This is a genomic window from Pseudomonas sp. P4_C8, assembly GCF_056401975.1.
On sequence record NZ_JBFUIH010000074.1, the window covers coordinates 1 to 18324 of the forward strand.

The window sequence follows — 18324 nt, forward strand, 5'->3', positions numbered from 1 at the left end:
GCAACCGGCAACGTGCTGGGCAATGACAGCGATGTGGATAATCTCCTGAGCGTGGCCACGTTCACGGTTGGCGGCACCGAGTACACCGCAGGCGCCACCCCGGCGATCATCGCCAACGTCGGCACCCTGGTGATCGGGGCGAACGGTGCTTACACCTTTACTCCGGACTCCAACTACAACGGCACCRTGCCGACCGTCACCTACACCACCAACACCGGTTCCACCAGCACGCTGGATATCAGCGTCACYCCGGTCAATGACCCGAGCGTCCTGACCGCGGATACCAACACKGTCGATGAAGACCACGCGGCCACCGGCAACGTGCTGGGCAACGATAGCGATGTGGATAATCTCCTGAGCGTGGCCACCTTCACGGTTGGCGGCACCGAGTACACCGCAGGCGCCCCGGCGACCATCGCCAACGTCGGCACCCTGGTGATCGGGGCGAACGGTGACTACACCTTTACCCCGGTGGATAACTGGAACGGCACCGTGCCGACCGTCACCTACACCACCAACACCGGTTCCACCAGCACGCTGAATATCAGCGTCACTCCGGTCAATGACCCGAGCGTCCTCGGAGCGGACACCAATACTGTCGATGAAGACCACGCAGCCACCGGCAACGTGCTGACCAACGATAGCGATGTCAACAACGATCTGAGTGTCGCGACATTCACGGTTGGCGGCACCGAGTACACCGCAGGCGCCACCCCGGCGATCATCGCCAACGTCGGCACCCTGGTGATCGGGGCGAACGGTGCTTACACCTTTACCCCGGACTCCAACTACAACGGCACCGTGCCGACCGTCACCTACACCACCAACACCGGCTCCACCAGCACGCTGGATATCAGCGTCACCCCGGTCAATGACCCAAGCGTCCTGACCGCGGATACCAACACTGTCGATGAAGACCATGTTGCAACCGGTAACGTGCTGACCAATGACAGCGATGTCGATAATCTCCTGAGCGTGGCCACCTTCACGGTTGGCGGCACCGAGTACGCCGCAGGCGCCACCCCGGCGACCATCGCCAACGTCGGCACCCTGGTGATCGGGGCGAACGGTGCTTACACCTTTACCCCGGTGGATAACTGGAACGGCACCGTGCCGACCGTCACCTACACCACCAGCACCGGCTCCACCAGCACGCTGGATATCAGCGTCACCCCGGTCAATGACCCAAGCGTCCTGACCGCGGATACCCAGACGGTCGATGAAGACCACGCGGCCACTGGCAACGTGCTGGGCAATGACAGCGATGTGGATAATCTCCTGAGCGTCTCCAGCTTCAGCGTGAATGGGGTCGACGGCAGCTTCACGGCGGGCCAGACCGCAACCATGACCGGTGTCGGAACGCTGATCATCGCCAGCAACGGTGCTTACACCTTTACCCCGGCCGAGAACTGGAACGGCACCGTACCGACCGTCACCTACACCACCAACACCGGTTCCACCAGCACGCTGGATATCAGCGTCACCCCGGTCAATGACCCRAGCGTCCTGACCGCGGACACCAACACTGTCGATGAAGACCACGCGGCCACTGGCAACGTGCTGGGCAACGATAGCGATGTCGACAACGATCTGAGTGTCGCGACATTCACGGTTGGCGGCACCGAGTACACCGCAGGCGCCACCCCGGCGATCATCGCCAACGTCGGCACCCTGGTGATCGGGGCGAATGGTGCTTACACCTTTACCCCGCTGGAGAACTACAACGGCACCGTGCCGACCGTCACCTACACCACCAATACCGGTTCCACCAGCACGCTGGATATCAGCGTCACCCCGGTCAATGACCTAAGCGTCCTGGTCGCGGACACCAATACTGTCGATGAAGACCACGCAGCCACCGGCAACGTGCTGACCAACGACCACGATGTCGATAATCTCCTGAGCGTGGCCACCTTCACGGTTGGCGGCACCGAGTACGCCGCAGGCGCCACCCCGGCGATCATCGCCAACGTCGGCACCCTGGTGATCGGGGCGAACGGTGCTTACACCTTTACTCCGGACTCCAACTACAACGGCACCGTGCCGACCGTCACCTACACCACCAACACCGGTTCCACCAGCACGCTGAATATCAGCGTCACTCCGGTCAATGACCCGAGCGTCCTCGGAGCGGACACCAACACTGTCGATGAAGACCACGCGGCCACCGGCAACGTGCTCGGCAACGACCACGATGTCGATAATCTCCTGAGTGTGGCCACCTTCACGGTTGGCGCCACCGAGTACACCGCAGGCGCCACCCCGGCGATCATCGCCAACGTCGGCACCCTGGTGATCGGGGCGAATGGTGCTTACACCTTTACCCCGGTGGAKAACTGGAACGGCACCGTGCCGACCGTCACCTACACCACCAGCACCGGTTCCACCAGCACGCTGGATATCAGCGTCACCCCGGTCAATGACCCAAGCGTCCTGACCGCGGATACCCAGACGGTCGATGAAGACCACGCAGCCACCGGCAACGTGCTGACCAACGACCACGATGTCGATAATCTCCTGAGCGTGGCCAGCTTCACGGTTGGCGGCACCGAGTACACCGCAGGCGTCCCGGCGATCATCGCCAACGTCGGCACCCTGGTGATCGGGGCGAACGGTGCTTACACCTTTACTCCGGTGGAGAACTACAACGGCACCGTGCCGACCGTCACCTACACCACCAATACCGGCTCCACCAGCACGCTGAGTATCAGCGTCACCCCGGTCAATGACCCAAGTGTGCTGACTGCTGACTCCAACACAGTCCTCGAGGACAACATCGCCACCGGTAACGTACTGACTAACGATCGTGATGTGGATAACGACCTGAGCGTAACCAAATTCACGGTTGGCGGCACCGAGTACACTGCAGGCGTCCCGGCGACCATCGCCAACGTCGGCACCCTGGTGATCGGGGCGAACGGTGCTTACACCTTTACCCCGGTGGATAACTGGAACGGCACCGTGCCGACCGTCACCTACACCACCAACACCGGTTCCACCAGCACGCTGAATATCAGCGTCACCCCGGTCAATGACCCAAGTGTGCTGACTGCTGACTCCAACACAGTCCTCGAGGACAACATCGCCACCGGTAACGTACTGACTAACGACCGCGATGTGGATAACGCCCTGAGCGTAGCCAAATTCACGGTTGGCGGCACCGAGTACACCGCAGGCGCCGCCCCGGTGACCATCGCCAACGTCGGTACCCTGACCCTCGGTGCCAACGGCGCCTACACCTTTACCCCGGTGGAGAATTGGAACGGCACCGTGCCGACCGTCACCTACACCACCAACACAGGTTCCACCAGCACGCTGAACATCAGCGTCACCCCGGTCAACGACGCACCGACTGCCGCACCGGTTAACGTCACCGGTACCGAAGACACCCCGCTGATCCTCGGCTGGTCGACCTTCGGCGTCAGTGATGTCGACAGCCCAGCCACCAGCCTCGGAGTAAAAATCACCGGCCTGCCGGTCGAAGGCAAGTTGCAATACCTGAACGGCTCGACCTGGACCGACCTGACGCCTAACCAGACCATCACCAAGGCTGACATCGACGCGGGCAAGTTGCGCTTCATGCCTGACGCCAACGAATCTGGCGCCAACGGCTATAACAGCGGCACGGGCAACAATCTGGCGGACTACGCGCAGATCCAGTTCCAGCCAACCGACGGCACACTGCTGGGCAGCACCGGCACGATCAAAATCGACATCACCCCGGTAGCAGATGCACCAACGCTGAACGTCGCCAGCAACAACGTGACCTCGACAGGCTTAATCAAGGAAGTCTGGACTGGCCTGGCCGGCCTGGGCACCAATGGTAACGGCGCGCCTTCCGACACGCTGAAATCGGTGATCGATGCCGCCGGCACACCGAACTCCAGCAGCACCGTCGGCAACGTGCAATCCAGTGGCGATGTGGCTGCTGGCACCGCGTCGAAAACCTCCGGCCTGATTTACCTCGAAGCCGGCAAGACCTACACCTTCAGTGGCACCGGCGATGACAGCCTGCTGGTGACCATCGGTGGCAAGAGCGTGGCCAGTGCCCTGTGGGGCAATGGCGGCACGCTTACCGGCTCGTTCACCCCGACCACCAGCGGTTACTACACGCTGGACATCTACCACCACAATCAAAGCGGCCCGGGCAGCTATGACGTCAACCTGTCGGTCAACGGCAGCACGGCTATCGATTTGAGCAGCGCCGGTGTACCGCTGTACACCGGTGTGGCGGATCTGGTCGCTTCCGGCGTGACTGTTTCCGACCTGCACGGCACTAACGGCGAAGGCTACTACGAAGGCTACAAACTCAACACGGGCGCCGAAGGCACCAGCGTTCATCTGTCCGCAATCACCACCGCACTGACAGACGTCGACGGCTCCGAAAGCCTGAGCGTGAAGATCAGCGGCATACCGGTGGGCGCGGTACTCACCGATGGCGCCGGCCACACCTTCACCGCCACCGCGACGTCCGGCGAAGCCAATGTCACCGGCTGGACCCTCAGTTCCCTGACCGTGACCCCGCCTGCGTATTACAACGGCCAGTTCAACCTGACGGTGACTTCCACCTCCACCGAATTACTCGGTGGTTCGGCGCCGCCCAGCGTCGCAACGATTCCCGTCACCGTTTACCCGGCGGTCTATAACTCGATCACTGCCACCGCAGGAAACGACAATGTCGTCGGCACCGATGGCAATGACATCGTGGTGGCAGATATCGGCGGCCTGACGGTCACACCGGGCAAGAATTACAACATCGCGTTCATGGTCGACAGCTCGGGCAGCATGAGCGATTCCTCCGTAACGTCGGCGAAGAATTCGCTGGTAGCGGTGTTCACCTCGCTGATCGCCAGTGCCACCTCGCAAAACTCGAGCGCTGGCACCGTGAAAGTGTTCCTCGTGGACTTCGATACACAGGTCAACAAATCGATTTCGATTGATCTGTCGAAACCAGGTGCTCTGGACCTATTGAAGGGGGTCCTCAACAGCATGCAGTCTGGTGGTTACACCAACTACGAAGACGTGTTCAAAACCACCGCAAACTGGTTCAAAGGCCCTGACGCGCTGAGCAACCTCAACGCGACCAACCTCACCTATTTCATCACCGATGGTGAGCCGACCGCTTATACGAAGGACGAACAAACCAATCCGCTGGTCGTCGACTACAAGTCCAATAGCGCTACCGACCTTTACCTCGACAACGTGTTGAAGCAAGGCTCCTACACGCCGGGGACCGAGTTCAGGATGATCATCGGTGGTGAGAGTCGCGTGGTAGTTGATTCCTCGGGTGCTTTGTACAAATGGAGCGAAAAAGGGAACGGCGACTGGTCGTCGGACAAGTACAGTTCCAGCCTGCAAGTTCACGCTCAGGGAGACGGCACCTATGAACTGTCGGTTTACGTAGGCAGCGGCTCTGTCGACACCGTCAGTGCGAGCAATGCGGCATCCGCGTTCGCGCTGTTTGCTGCCGCCAACTCCAAGGTGCAAGCCATTGGCGTGAACAGCGGTGTCACGGAAAACGACCTCTCGCCGTATAACACCACCGATGGAAAACCGCTGGCCAACATCAACCCGGATGACCTGGCCAACGCCATTCTCGGCCACAGCGAAGCGACCCTTCCGGGCAAGGACACCATCAACGGCGGCGATGGCAACGACATCATCTTCGGCGATCTGGTGAGCTTCACTGGCGTGACGGGTGAGGGCTACACCGCGCTGCAGGCTTTTGTTGGCAAGGAAACCGGTGTCGAAACCAACCAAGTCACCTCAAGTAACGTGCACCAGTACGTCACCGAGCACTACTCCACGCTCGATGTGTCTGGGGCTCATGATGGTGACGATACGCTGTTGGGTGGTGCTGGCAACGACATCATCTTCGGGCAGGGCGGTGGCGACAAACTCTACGGCGGCAGCGGCAACGACATCCTGCTCGGTGGCACTGGCAACGATTTGCTAAACGGTGAGGCCGGCAATGACTTCCTCATCGGTGGCGCTGGCACAGATACGCTGGACGGTGGTGCCGGCAATGACACCCTCCTCGGTGGCACTGGCAACGACACGCTGATCGGCGGCTTGGGTGGCGACACCTTCGTCTGGAAAGCAGGCGATACCGGCACCGACGTGATCAAGGACTTCAATGCCAATGAAGGCGACCGCATCGACCTGCGTGATCTGTTGCAGAACGAGAGCGGCAGCACCATCGATAACTTCCTGAAGATCACCACATCTGGCGGCGTCTCGTCCCTGGAAGTCAACTCAGCCGGCAATTTCAACAGCGCCGACGCGACTGCGGCCAAGGCGGATGTGACGATCAAACTGGAAGGTAACAACTGGTCCAGCGCCAACCTGCATAACCTGATCGCCGGCAGCGATCCAACCATCAAGGTTGATCACAACAACAGCTGATCAAACGAAAAACGGCCGCCCTTATGGGGCGGCCGTCACGTTTGTGCCTTTCTCCACGGTGACGATTTCGTCGCCGCACCGCATACTCGCGTTCAGTTGGCCTATGCTGCTGACAGCATGACGCTGGTCCATTTCTGAGGGATGTTCAATGTTCTACGTGCAACGCGATGCGCAAGGCCAGTTAGTGCGCGTGGAAGCCGCGGCCTACGCCGAGGCCACGGAAACACTGCCGGCCGACAACCATGAAATCCAGACCTGGTATGCCAACGAAGTGATGGAAACCAGCCTCAAACAGCTCAAGCAGAGCGACCTGGAAATGATCCGGGTACTCGACGACTTGATCCAGGTGCTGACCAGCAAAGGCGTAATCCGCGTCACCGACCTGCCGCCGGCGGCACAAGCCAAACTGATGGACCGCAACCAGGCCCGTGAAGCGTTGGGCGGGTTGAGCCAGTTGATTGATGATGAAGAGACGGGGTTGATCTAACTCTAACTCCCCACCTTTTTTGGTATTCGTACTGACGCCATCGCGAGCAGGCTCGCTCCCACATTGGATTTCAGTCGTTCACACAAGCTGTGTTCACTGAAGATCACCTGTGGGAGCGAGCCTGCTCGCGAAAGCGGACTTCAACCCAACACAAAACCACCCTGCTAAATCTTGACTGAACCCGCCGCCAATTCTGGCGACTCAAGATGATCCAGCGCCCGCTCCACCAACAAATGAACCCCGTCGGCCATTCGGCTAAGCGCCAGCGCGACGCAGCGGCGTGAGCCTTCTACATCGTCGGCCAGGTCGGCGGCGATGGCGCTGATGGAGAGCAGGTCTTCGGAGGCGTTGGCCAGGAGGGCTTCGGTGGGGATGTCGGGGGAGACGGTGAAGAGGCGGCCTCTGCGAGGAGAAGGCGGATTTGGGGTTACTTTGAACATGGCGTGGTCTCAATGATTACAAAGAGGCTGACCCGGTTCGCTTGCACGCGAATAAGGTGGCAGCTATGTGCGGGGTGCAAGACCGAGTAACCACGCCCTAAACCTCGGCAGACCCGAAGGTCTCCCGCACACAGCCGCCATAAAGCAATCACAACAAGCATGAAAAATGCCTGATGAATGGCCAGAGGCAGTGTTTGGATGTGGTTTCTACCCGGACTTGCACGTCCGTGTCACTGATTATTCAGTGACAAGGCCAGACTAGACCTGCGCATTGCCCGGAACAAGTTCACCAAAACCGACACAACTCGAAGGAAATCTCCTAGGAATTTGCCTTCAGATTTTCCGGTGACTGCACTGACGCCATCGCGAGCAAGCTCGGCTCCTACAGGGGTTTTGGTCGTTCACACAGGCTGTGTTCACTGAAGATCTACTGTGGGAGCGAGCCTGCTCGCGATAGCGGCATCCGCCTCACCGCCAAGGCTTGGGCTCACCAAACAACTGCCCCTGAACCCCATAAAGCCCCATCTCCCGAATCACCGACAACTCCCCTTCAGTCTCGACCCGCTCGGCAATCAGCGGCAAATCGATGCTGTGTGCCGCGCGCTGGATCGCCTCGATGAACAGGCGCTTGTCGCTCTCCTGATCAATCGCCCGAATGTAACCGCCATCGATCTTCAGGTACGCCAGCCCTAGTCGCGCCAGGTTGCCGATCATGCTGAAGCGCCCACCAAAACGTTGCAGGCTCAGGGAGAAGCCGAGTTCTCGCAGACGCCGCGTCAACTCTTCCAGCATCGCTTGCTCCGGCAGCTGTTCCTCGCCGATTTCCAGCGTCAGGCGTGGCCCCAGATTAGAGTTCGCGCGCAAAATCTCGAAAACTTTATTCAGCGCCTGCGCATCGCCCAACGTCGCCGACGACAGATTCAGCGCCAGCGATTCTTCGTGACCCGCCATCTGCTCGAGCACCAATTCCAACATCAGCCGATCCAGCCGCGCGGTCCAGCCAAAACGTTCCAGCCACGGCAGGAAGCGCCCGGCAGGAATGGTCTGCCCCTGCTCGTCGACCAGGCGCGACAGCACTTTGTAATGCAACACCAGTTGCGTGTCCTGGCTGGCCACGACCGGTTGGAAATACAACTGGAACCGTCGCTGATTCAACGCCTGATCCAGCAAATTGTTCCAGGCATGATGGTCATCGCCGACAATGGCCGACGCACTGTGATCCAGGCACGCCCAGCTCGGCTCGCCCTGGGTTTCCGCCTGGGCCAACGCCTGATCGCCCAGTCCGAGCACCGCTTGCGGTGAGTCGCCATGTACAAACGGCGCCAACCCGATCGAAGCCACCGAGGCCACGTCGGTGGCGCCCGTCGCATGCAGGCTCGCCAATGCACTGTCGAGGTTCTGCGCCAACTGCAGCGCCTCTTCCCGCACCAGCCCCGGCGCCAGCACGGCGAACTCACCACCGCGAATCCGCGTGACGAGGTTCTGGGTTTCCGGGTACTTGGCACACTCGCGGGACAACTGCTCGCCCACGGCTTTCAATAACTGATCGGTGCGTTGGCCGCCCAACCGCTGGTTCAAACCGGCCAGGTCCTTGACCCGCAACAACAGCAGATAACCGGAACTGGCCTGCTCCGGATTGCTCACCCGGGTGTTCAATTGCATCTCGAAATAACGACGATTGGCGAGCCCGGTGAGGTTGTCCTGATAAGACTCGACCCGCAGTTTTTCACTGCGTTCGGCCTGTTCCTGGAACAACGCCTTGAGCTTCTCGACCATCTGGTTCATGGCCTGCACCACACGACGCAGCTCCGGCGTGCGAGGCAGTTCCGGCAGGCTGAGGAATTCGCGGCGGGCGATGGCGTGGGATTGCTTGACCATGTAATCCAGCGGTTTCAATTGCCGACGCAACAACAGCGCCCCCAGCACCGCGCTCACGGCGCCGCAAACCAACAACCAGCCGAGACTGCCCAGCGCGCTCTGCCACAGCTTGGCCAGCGCAAACATCGGGTGGCTGACCACCTCCACCCGCGCCGCTTGCTCCCAACCACGACTGACAATCGCATCGCCGCCAGCGGCTTCAAGGCCAATCATTTTGACGAACCAGTCCGGCACGTTGTTGACCGCCGCAATCCCGTTGCGCTCGACGATGGTGTTGTCGTTGCTCAGGTCGACGACGCGGATGCTTGAGTAGTAACCGCTGTCGAAAATCGAGCTGACCAGCAGCTCGACCATCGCCGGGTCGTCGATGTTCGGCGTCAGGGACAGTGCCAGCGCCGTCGCGGCGTCCTGGGCGTGGGAGCGCAACTGGTTGACGTACTGGGTGCGCGAGCTTTCCAGACTGACCATGAAGCTGCCGGTGAAGGCGACCACCAGGAACAGACAAATAGCGATCAACAGCTGTTTGAACAAAGACATCTGAGCGCTTGCTCCTAGTTTGTCGTTTCGACCGGGAAACCTTCGGCCTGCATTTTCTTCAACACGTCCTGCCAGCGGGACAGACGTTTGGTGTCACCGACCTTTTTGTTGCCCTTGGCGCCGGGCAAGTACAAACCTTCTGCATTGAAAGAGTAGACCGGCAACAGATCGGTTCGTTGGCTGGCCGGCTTTATCTCGTTGATCAGGCTGTCGAGCACCAGCGGCATGGCCTCGGGGCTTGAATAGTAGGTCAACACCATGTGCGCCCGGTTCTGGCGCAACGCCTTGACGTAGGTGATGCGCAGCTTGTCACTGGATACGCCGAGGTGGCGCAGGCTGAAATACTTGGCAATCGCATAATCTTCGCAATCACCGGCGCCCTTCCACAGCGCTTCGATGGGCGTTCCCCAATAGTCGACCTCGTGCCACAGGTCGATGTCCTCGACGTAACGCACCTGCTTGTTGAAGAATAGGTTGACCACTTTGAGCTGTTCTTGCTCGCTGACTTGCTTCTGAGTGGCCAGCAACTGCTGCCAGGCATCGATCCGCTGCTGCCCTTCACCTAGCGGTCCGTGTAAGGCTTGCGCACGGCGGCTGATCAGCGAAAAATCCCAATCGGCCTGCAAGCCGCCCAGCATGAGGCCGGCCAGTAGCAGCGCACAACACAGCCAGCGCAAAGTCCGTGGGATCGCGAAACGTACCGCCAATGCGAGGCATCCAGGTCAGGCAAATGGTATTCGGCCGATGGTGCAGGTTAGCCCGACAAAAGACAATGGCACGGTGCAATCACGGACGGCACGCTAGACTTGTATTGTGAGTGACATAAAAAGATTGCGATCGAGAACCTGACTTGTTTGACAAGTCTCAGTGCAGTCACTAGTGTCCATTTGGATCCAAATATTTCAGTCGAATAGGGTGCGTAGTAGTGACACAGAAGCCCAACCCTCTCAGTAGTATCAAGGTCAGCGGGCCGATTCCCGCTCACCTCGCACGCTCGGTGATCGAAGAAACGCTACGCTCGGCGATTCTCGATGGGCGCATCCCTTGCGGCACTGCATTGCGCCAGCAAGATCTGGCCGATCTGTTCGGGGTTAGCCGCATGCCCGTGCGCGAAGCCTTGCGCCAACTCGAAGCCCAGGCACTGCTCAACGTTGTCGCCCATAAAGGTGCCGTCGTCGCACCGCTGGTTTCGGGTGATGCCGTTGAAACCTATGCGCTGCGGATTCTGTTGGAATCTGAAGCGCTGCGACTCTCCATTCCATTACTTGAGAAAGCAGACTTCGAGCAGGCTGCCCGTCATATCGATGACATGGAAACAGAGCACGATTACACCGAGATCGGCCGGCTCAATCGCCTGTTCCATATGTCGCTGTACAGCAAGGCGCCTAACCGTCGGCTGTTGAGTCTGATTGAAGAAGGGTTGAACGAAGAGGAACGTTTCCTGCGCTTCAATCTGGAAGCGATGGGCCTGGGCAAATTGTCTCAGGAAGATCACCGAGCGCTGCTACTGGCCGTGGAAGACCGCGACATCCAGCGCGCGGTAACGATGCTCGAGAATCACCTCAACCGGGGTGTCGAGGTCATTACACGCTACCTCGCCAGCCCTGAAGCGCTGAACAAGAAAACCTCCCGGTAAACCGTACCGGCAAGTTGAGCGAGCAGATCGGACTGCTCGCTTAGGCTTGTCGCGATGACGCTAAGCCCCACGCTAAAGCCCTGCCCTCGATTTCCCCCTCTCACGCCCAATCATTGCACTGAGAAGATGACATCTCAGCGATAGCGGCTGCCGTGATTTACGCTCACTCTTGGACTGCCAACAACCAATGAACGGGCGACGCTGCGCACCTGCGTAACAGTCTCCGCACCAAGAACCTAAGGAAGGAGTCTTGTCACGGGAAAGGAAGCACCGGCGTTAATCCCAGCCAACTTCCCCCCCTAAAACCACTTCGACGATCTAACTATAAAAGTTGCTTCGAGTGAGGCATTCACTCTTTATTTAAATTCTGATGCTTATTAGTCGGAAGGAGTAACTACGCCCAAATAAAACTTAAAACAAAAGTTTTATTGGAGCTTGTCGCACCCGAATAACTTGAACTTTCATTTAATTAAAAAATAACTTGCCCGACTCTTTATTCGTGTATTAGTTTTTGTTCGCCGTACTGAACACAGGCCTGCAACCCTGTATCTGCGGACCATTACTCACTCATACAGCCCCATCAGCCTGAGGCCTTCGCTCGCCCATAGAAAACTTCAAACGACAGACACTTATTGCTCGCAACTTCATTAACCGTACTTCCGACAACCCATAGGCTCACTCATGAAAACGAATAAAGACCGCCTCATCCAGAAGAAGGCAGAACTTAGTGCACACCCGATCTTCTCTGAAATACATTCGCTGTCGGTACTTCAACGTTTCATGGAAACCCATGTATTTGCGGTGTGGGATTTCATGTCGCTCACCAAGCGCCTGCAACAGGAATTGACCTGCGTTCAACTGCCCTGGTTGCCGCCACGAGACCCGCAGGCTGCACGTCTGATCAACGAAATCGTGCTGGGTGAAGAGTCCGATGATCGTCTGGTCCAAGGTCATTACAGCCATTTTGAATTGTATCTGGATGCAATGCGCGAAGTCGGTGCCAGCACCGTCGCGGTGGAACGCTTTGTAGCGTTGCAACAGGAAGGCGTAAGTTACGACGTCGCGTTGCAAAGCGTGGACGTCGATCCGGCTGCGGCGCAGTTTGTGCGGCACACCTTGCACACAGCGTTGCATGCACCCGGACACAGCGTCGCCGCAGCGTTTTTGCATGGTCGTGAGAGCGTGATTCCGCAGATGTTCCAGCGGATTCTCGACGACTGGGGCATCGGCATCGAGCAAGCGCCGACCTTCCGGTACTACCTGGAGCGGCACATCGAAGTCGATTCCGAAGACCACGGCCCGGCAGCGGAAAAACTCCTGGCCCGGTTGGTCGATGGCAATCCGCAACGCCAAGAGGACGTCTACGCCAGCGCCATTGCCGCCGTAGAAAGCCGCATCGCACTGTGGGACGGTCTGCGTCTGAACATGGGCGAACTCTTGCCTGAGGTAAGCGCATGAACGCCGCCGACTACCAATCCTTCGCCGACGCCTGGGAGAGCCGCGCGACCATCCGCACTCGCCCACGGCGGGTGCTGGAAAACGACGACAAACTGATCTATCCCTTGAGCCGGCAACCGCTGGTGCTGAGTGAAACCTTCCTGCGTGAATGCCCGGAACAAAGGGACTTTGCCTTGGTGCAGACGCTCTACAAGTTCATCAACGACGTGGTGATTTTCGAAACCGAGATCGTCGACAAGACAGCGCGCAGCATTGCCAAGAATCGCTTCGCCGTGACGTTCCCGTTTGCCTGCCGTTACGACGCCATGACCGTGGTCGTGGACGAGGACTACCACGCGTTGGTGGCCATGGACTTCATGCAGCAGACCATCGCCATGACCGGCATCACACCGATCGTGTTACCGGACGAAATCGAGCTCAGTCGAGCGATCCCGGCGGCCGTGGCGCTCGCACCGGAACACCTGCGCAGTGCCGTCGAATTGATCTGCGTGGCCATTGCCGAGAACACCGTGACCGGCGATGTCGCGGCGTTCGCCAAGGACGACACAGTCAAGCAGTCGATCAAGGGCTTGATGGCCGATCACTTGCTGGACGAAGGTCGCCACTCCGGCTTCTGGGCGCGGCTGGTGCGCATCTACTGGCACACCGCGAGCGAAGAAGATCGCCATTGCATCGCGCAGATCCTGCCGGTGTTCATCAGGCATTACCTGACCAACGATATTCAGAAGTCCTTCGACTTCCTGTTGATCGAGTCTTTGCAGATCAGCGAGGCGGCACGTCAGGCACTCAAGTGCGAAGTCTCGGGGTTGGCCTTCCCGATCAATCGCCATCACCCGCTGGTCGCCAACATCGTGCGGTTTTTTCGCAGCAGTTCACTGCTCGATTCGCCGTGCGTGCAAGACGCGCTGAGCGATTACCTGGGTTAACAAGGAGTACATCCATGAGACGTCTCGACATTTTGCTCATTGGGCAAAGCCAAGCCTTGACCGACCTAGCGCTGGAGCTAGAACAACACGGTCATTCGTTAATCCGGTTCGACACGCTCAATGAGCAACCGGCATTTGATTTGCTGATCGACGACGCGAGTGTGCCGTTTGCTGACTTCAGCGAAACACCGCGACTGACGCTGCAACTGGGTGTCGGTGGAACGGAGGCTGACGGTTTGCCGTCGCTGGACGTGTTGTGCACTTACAACTCGGCATTGTTCACTCGCGTGCCAATCGCCGACGTGCCTTGCGGTAACGGCCAGGCATTGCGCCTGCGAGCGGTGGCGGAGCTGGTGGATCACGTCGCGCTGCTGGTCAGCCGCTTCTCCCGGGATGCCGAGTATTTTCTGCACGCACAACCGGCAGCGCCTGCTCACTTTGAGCGTGTGGAAAATCTGTTGTGGCTCGAACACCTGGCCTTCATCCATCAGCTCAACTTCACCGAGCAGCCCGGGCTGCTGAAACTGGGCCGGATCCCGATGATCGAACGCCTCGAACAACGCCTTCTTCAATCCGCCGAACAACCCGCGCTGACCATCGACGGTACGACGCTGAGCTATCGGCAACTGCATGCCCACAGCCGAGCTATCCAACAGCAGTTGCAGCCGCTGCTCGATCAGCATCAAGGGCCATTGATAGTCGGAATCTGTCTGCCGAAATGCAGCGCGTTGTATGCAGGGATTCTGGCAATTCTCGGCAGCGGTGCGGTGTATTTGCCGCTGGAGCCGAGTCACCCGCTGCAACGTCAGCAGTACATTCTTTCAAATGCCGGGGCTGTGCTGTTGCTGCATGACGGCCAGCATCCACTCGCTGACGACATGCCGGGACTGGACATCAGCCGCATCGACGTCGACGACGTGGACCTCGAACAACCCTTGATGCGCCACCGACCCGACCTCGATGCGCCGTGCATGGCGCTCTATACCTCGGGCACCACCGGGCATCCCAAGGGCGTGTTGCTCAGTCAGGCCAACCTTGCGCACTTCACCGCGTGGTACGCCGACTACGTGCAGCTCACCGATCAGAGTCGGGTGTTGCAGTTTTCGTCATTGAGTTTTGACTCGTCACTGATCGACATTTTCCCGACCCTGCTTCAGGGCGCAGAGCTGATCGTGCCCAGTGACGATCAACGTCGCGATCCCTTGCAACTGGTCGAGCTGATCCGCCACCGGCAACTGAGCCACGCGTTTTTGCCACCGGCACTGTTGAGCATTCTGCCGCTGGAGCAGTTGCAGGTTCTGGATCATGTGATGACCGGCGGCGACGTTTGCGAACCCTATGTGATCGAGCAACTGACCCGCCAAGGCAAGCTTTACAACCTGTACGGCCCGACCGAAGCCACAGTGTTGATTACCGCGCGACAATTGCGTAGCGGCGACAGCAATCGAACCCTCGGCGCACCGATTGCCAACAGCCAGGTGTTGATTCTCGATGAAGACTTTCAACCGGTGGCCGACCAGACTGTCGGTGAGCTGTACATCGTCGGACCGGGTGTGTGCCTGGGGTATCTGAACAACCCGCAACAGACCGCCGAACGCTACCTGAAGTTGAGTGTTCCAAGCGGCCAAAGCCTGCGCGCCTACCGAACCGGCGACATGGCGAAGTGGACCCGCGACGGCGTCGAGCTGTGTGGGCGGCGGGATCACCAGGTGAAGATTCGCGGGTTTCGGGTTGAACCGGAAGAGATTGAACGCTGCCTGCGTGACAGCCAGTTGTATCGCCAGGTGGCGGTGGTCATCGACAGTCAACGGCGCATCCTGGCCTTCCTCGCGCAGCCTCAGGAAGACCGGCCCGGCACCGCTCGCGAAGCCTTGAAGGCTCACGCGCTGCAGTTTTTACCGGACTACATGCAGCCGGTTGCCTGGACCGAACTGCAAAGCATGCCCTTCGCCAGCAATGGCAAAGTCGACCGCAAAGCACTGCTTGCAATGCCCATCAGCGTCCTGGAAAACACTACTCGGCGCTTACCCACCAGTGCCGATGAGGCACTGCTGCTGGAGATTTGGGCGGAGTTATTGGAGCTGCCGGCCAGTGACATTTCTACCGACGAAAGCTTCTTCAATCTGGGCGGTCACTCGATCCTGTTGTCGCGCATGTTGCTGCGATTGCGGGAGGAGTTTGGCCGCAGTATCTCGATCAACCGCTTCATCGAGTTACCGACGATTGCCAAGTTGGCGACCTTGGTACGCGGCTCCGGCACCGAAGAAGTGTTGAGTGAAAAGGCCTTGGCCGATGCCTTTCGTGAGTTGGATATTCAGCCGTTGCCCATCAGCCAAATGGGCGATGTGCACAAGGTGATCGTGACCGGCGCCAACAGTTTTGTCGGCGTGCACATTGTCGAGGCGCTGCTGGGTTGGGGGGCCACTGAAGTCGCATGCCTGGTGCGTGATGGTGCTGGGCAATCGGCGGCTGAGCGCTTTGCTCATGCACTGCGCGAGAACCGTCTGGAGCATCTCGACCTGAGCCGGGTGCGGGTGTATTCCGCAGACATCACTCGTCCGTCTCTGGGGCTGTGCGCCGAGGATTACCAACGTCTGGACCGGGAGTTCGGCGCACTGGTGCACAACGCTGCCAACGTCAATCACGTACTCGATTACGAGTCGCTGGCGCGGGACAACGTCGAACCGATTTTCGAGTGCCTTCGGTTGTGTGAAGGGCGCAGCAAGAAGGTATTCAACTTCGTCTCTACGCTCTCGGCGTCCAGCACGATGACCGCCGATGGCCGGGTGCTGGAATTGCCCGCCGCGCAGACACCGCCGATCTACATCAAGAATGGTTACAACCTGTCCAAATGGGTCGGCGAACGGATTCTGGAGCGAGCTCGCGAGCGAGGGGTGCGGGTCAATCTTTATCGCCCCGGCAACATCAGTTTCAACAGCCTCACGGGTGTCTGTCAGCCCCACAAAAACCGCTTGATGCTGATGCTCAAAGGCTCGATCCAGCTCGGCCAGGTGCCGGAGTTCGCGCTGAATTTCGACCTGATGCCGGTGGACTTTCTCGCGCGGTTCATCGCCTTCCATGCTAGCCGCTATCAGCCTGAAAAAGCGGTGTTCAACCTGCACAACCCCGAACCTCTGAGCTGGGATGACTACGTAGCGTCCTTTCGCGAGGCTGGGCGGGAATTCTCCATGGTCAGCGTCGCTGACTGGCAACAGCAACTGGACCGGGTTGACAGTGACAACGCGCTGTTCGGCGTACTCGGTTTTTACCTCAACGGCTTTGAGGAAGACATCGGCGATATCTCGATGATCGGCCACGACAACGCCCAGGCCGGCGTGCGGCAGATGGGCACGCACTACCCGGAAAAATCCCCGGCGCTCCTACGTCGTGGCTGCGACTACCTGAAAGAAATCAACTTCATCTGATTCAACCCAAACGGAGCAAAACCATGAGCACTCTGCAACCCGATACCCTGATCAAAAACCCTCAAGGCGGCCACGTGGTGTCGTCTGTGGAAGTACCGGCCGAGGCTGCGAAAGTCTGGGCAATCGTCGGCAACTTCGCCGGCTTCGATCAGTTCATCCCGGCGCTGTCGCACATCGAAATGACGGGCGAAGGCGTGTCGTCCTTGCGCAAAAAATTCTTCAAGGACGGCAACCTGGTGGTCGAACAACTCAACTCACGGGATGACCACGCGTTGAACATGACCTGGACCACGATCTACAACACGTTGGGTGTGGCCAATTTGTGGGCGGCCATGAGTGTTGAGCCGCTGGGCGCAGGCAAGTCCCGTGCGACCTGGACCATCATCGCCGAACCGGCACAGGGTGGTGCTGAGGCCCTGCCGGGGTTCAAGGAGTTTGTGCAGGGGTTTGCCGATGATGCAATGAACAATGTGTTGAAGCTGTTTACGTAAGGCTTCGTTTTCGCGGTGACAGGTACATCGCTGACCAGGAACGTGTGACATCCAGTTCTGCACGCTGCTAGAGGTCAGATCACCAGCACCCATAAACGGCATACAAAAAAGCCAGCCCCTGATTTGCAGGGGCTGGCTTTTTTGTTCTGCGGAATTTGACCAGTCTAAAACGACAAAACCCCTGTCTGCGTTAGCAGACAGGGGTTTTGGAATTTAATCTTGACGATGACCTACTCTCACATGGGGAAACCCCACACTACCATCGGCGATGCATCGTTTCACTGCTGAGTTCGGGATGGGATCAGGTGGTTCCAATGCTCTATGGTCGTCAAGAAATTCTGTGACCAGCCCGTTACAGCTGTAACGTGCCAGCAAAATGAGTGACTTCTACTAAAACAAAACCCCTACCTGCATACGCAGATAGGGGTTTCGGAATTTAATCTTGACGATGACCTACTCTCACATGGGGAAACCCCACACTACCATCGGCGATGCATCGTTTCACTGCTGAGTTCGGGATGGGATCAGGTGGTTCCAATGCTCTATGGTCGTCAAGAAATTCGGTAGCCAGGTCGTTTACCTTTCGGTTCACGCTCCAGCGAATGGGTATGCAATAGATTTGTGTGTTGCTTGCGAATTTT

Annotated in this window: 9 protein-coding genes, 2 rRNA genes and 1 pseudogene; 7 read left to right on the forward strand and 5 right to left on the reverse strand. The window is 58.7% G+C overall.

Features of this window, described 5'->3' with window-relative positions:
• Positions 1-12: 12 nt before the first annotated feature.
• Entirely contained in the window at positions 13-6405 is a 6393-nt protein-coding gene (locus AC1DWM_RS28810) for a tandem-95 repeat protein (RefSeq protein WP_477796748.1), read from the forward strand.
• A 148-nt stretch (positions 6406-6553) separates the two neighbouring features.
• Positions 6554-6892: a tryptophan synthase subunit beta gene (locus AC1DWM_RS28815; RefSeq protein WP_223521015.1), complete on the forward strand. Its 339-nt coding sequence runs from the start codon at positions 6554-6556 to the stop codon at positions 6890-6892.
• 164 nt (positions 6893-7056) lie between these two features.
• Here AC1DWM_RS28815 and AC1DWM_RS28820 read toward each other — a convergent pair.
• From AC1DWM_RS28820 to lapG, 3 genes and pseudogenes are all read right to left on the reverse strand, one after another.
• Positions 7057-7317 (reverse strand): annotated as a pseudogene (locus AC1DWM_RS28820) (DUF6124 family protein); the annotation flags it as partial.
• A 483-nt stretch (positions 7318-7800) separates the two neighbouring features.
• Positions 7801-9747: a cyclic di-GMP receptor LapD gene (gene lapD, locus AC1DWM_RS28825; RefSeq protein WP_223521011.1), complete on the reverse strand. Its 1947-nt coding sequence runs from the start codon at positions 9745-9747 to the stop codon at positions 7801-7803.
• A 14-nt stretch (positions 9748-9761) separates the two neighbouring features.
• Complete coding sequence (lapG, locus tag AC1DWM_RS28830; protein ID WP_223521009.1) at positions 9762-10454, reverse strand: cysteine protease LapG; 693 nt, start codon at positions 10452-10454, stop codon at positions 9762-9764.
• A 218-nt stretch (positions 10455-10672) separates the two neighbouring features.
• On the opposite strand from lapG, the gene AC1DWM_RS28835 reads away from it, so the two are divergent.
• From AC1DWM_RS28835 to AC1DWM_RS28855, 5 genes are all read left to right on the forward strand, one after another.
• Positions 10673-11383, forward strand: a complete 711-nt coding sequence (locus AC1DWM_RS28835; RefSeq protein ID WP_223521007.1) for a GntR family transcriptional regulator — start codon at positions 10673-10675, stop codon at positions 11381-11383.
• A 681-nt stretch (positions 11384-12064) separates the two neighbouring features.
• Entirely contained in the window at positions 12065-12841 is a 777-nt protein-coding gene (locus AC1DWM_RS28840) for a DUF3050 domain-containing protein (protein WP_477796749.1), read from the forward strand.
• Entirely contained in the window at positions 12838-13767 is a 930-nt protein-coding gene (locus AC1DWM_RS28845; RefSeq protein WP_223521003.1) for a diiron oxygenase, read from the forward strand. Before AC1DWM_RS28840 ends, AC1DWM_RS28845 begins: the two co-directional genes overlap by 4 nt.
• A 14-nt stretch (positions 13768-13781) precedes the next feature.
• Positions 13782-17192: an amino acid adenylation domain-containing protein gene (locus tag AC1DWM_RS28850; protein ID WP_477796750.1), complete on the forward strand. Its 3411-nt coding sequence runs from the start codon at positions 13782-13784 to the stop codon at positions 17190-17192.
• 23 nt (positions 17193-17215) lie between these two features.
• On the forward strand, positions 17216-17683 hold the full coding sequence (locus AC1DWM_RS28855; protein WP_477796751.1) for an SRPBCC family protein: 468 nt from the start codon (positions 17216-17218) through the stop codon (positions 17681-17683).
• A gap of 217 nt (positions 17684-17900) precedes the next feature.
• On the opposite strand, the gene rrf (AC1DWM_RS28860) is transcribed toward AC1DWM_RS28855, so the two are convergent.
• Both rrf (AC1DWM_RS28860) and rrf (AC1DWM_RS28865) read right to left on the reverse strand, forming a co-directional pair.
• Positions 17901-18016: ribosomal RNA gene (rrf, locus tag AC1DWM_RS28860) — 5S ribosomal RNA — on the reverse strand.
• A 107-nt stretch (positions 18017-18123) separates the two neighbouring features.
• Positions 18124-18239: ribosomal RNA gene (gene rrf / locus AC1DWM_RS28865) — 5S ribosomal RNA — on the reverse strand.
• Positions 18240-18324 lie beyond the last annotated feature (85 nt).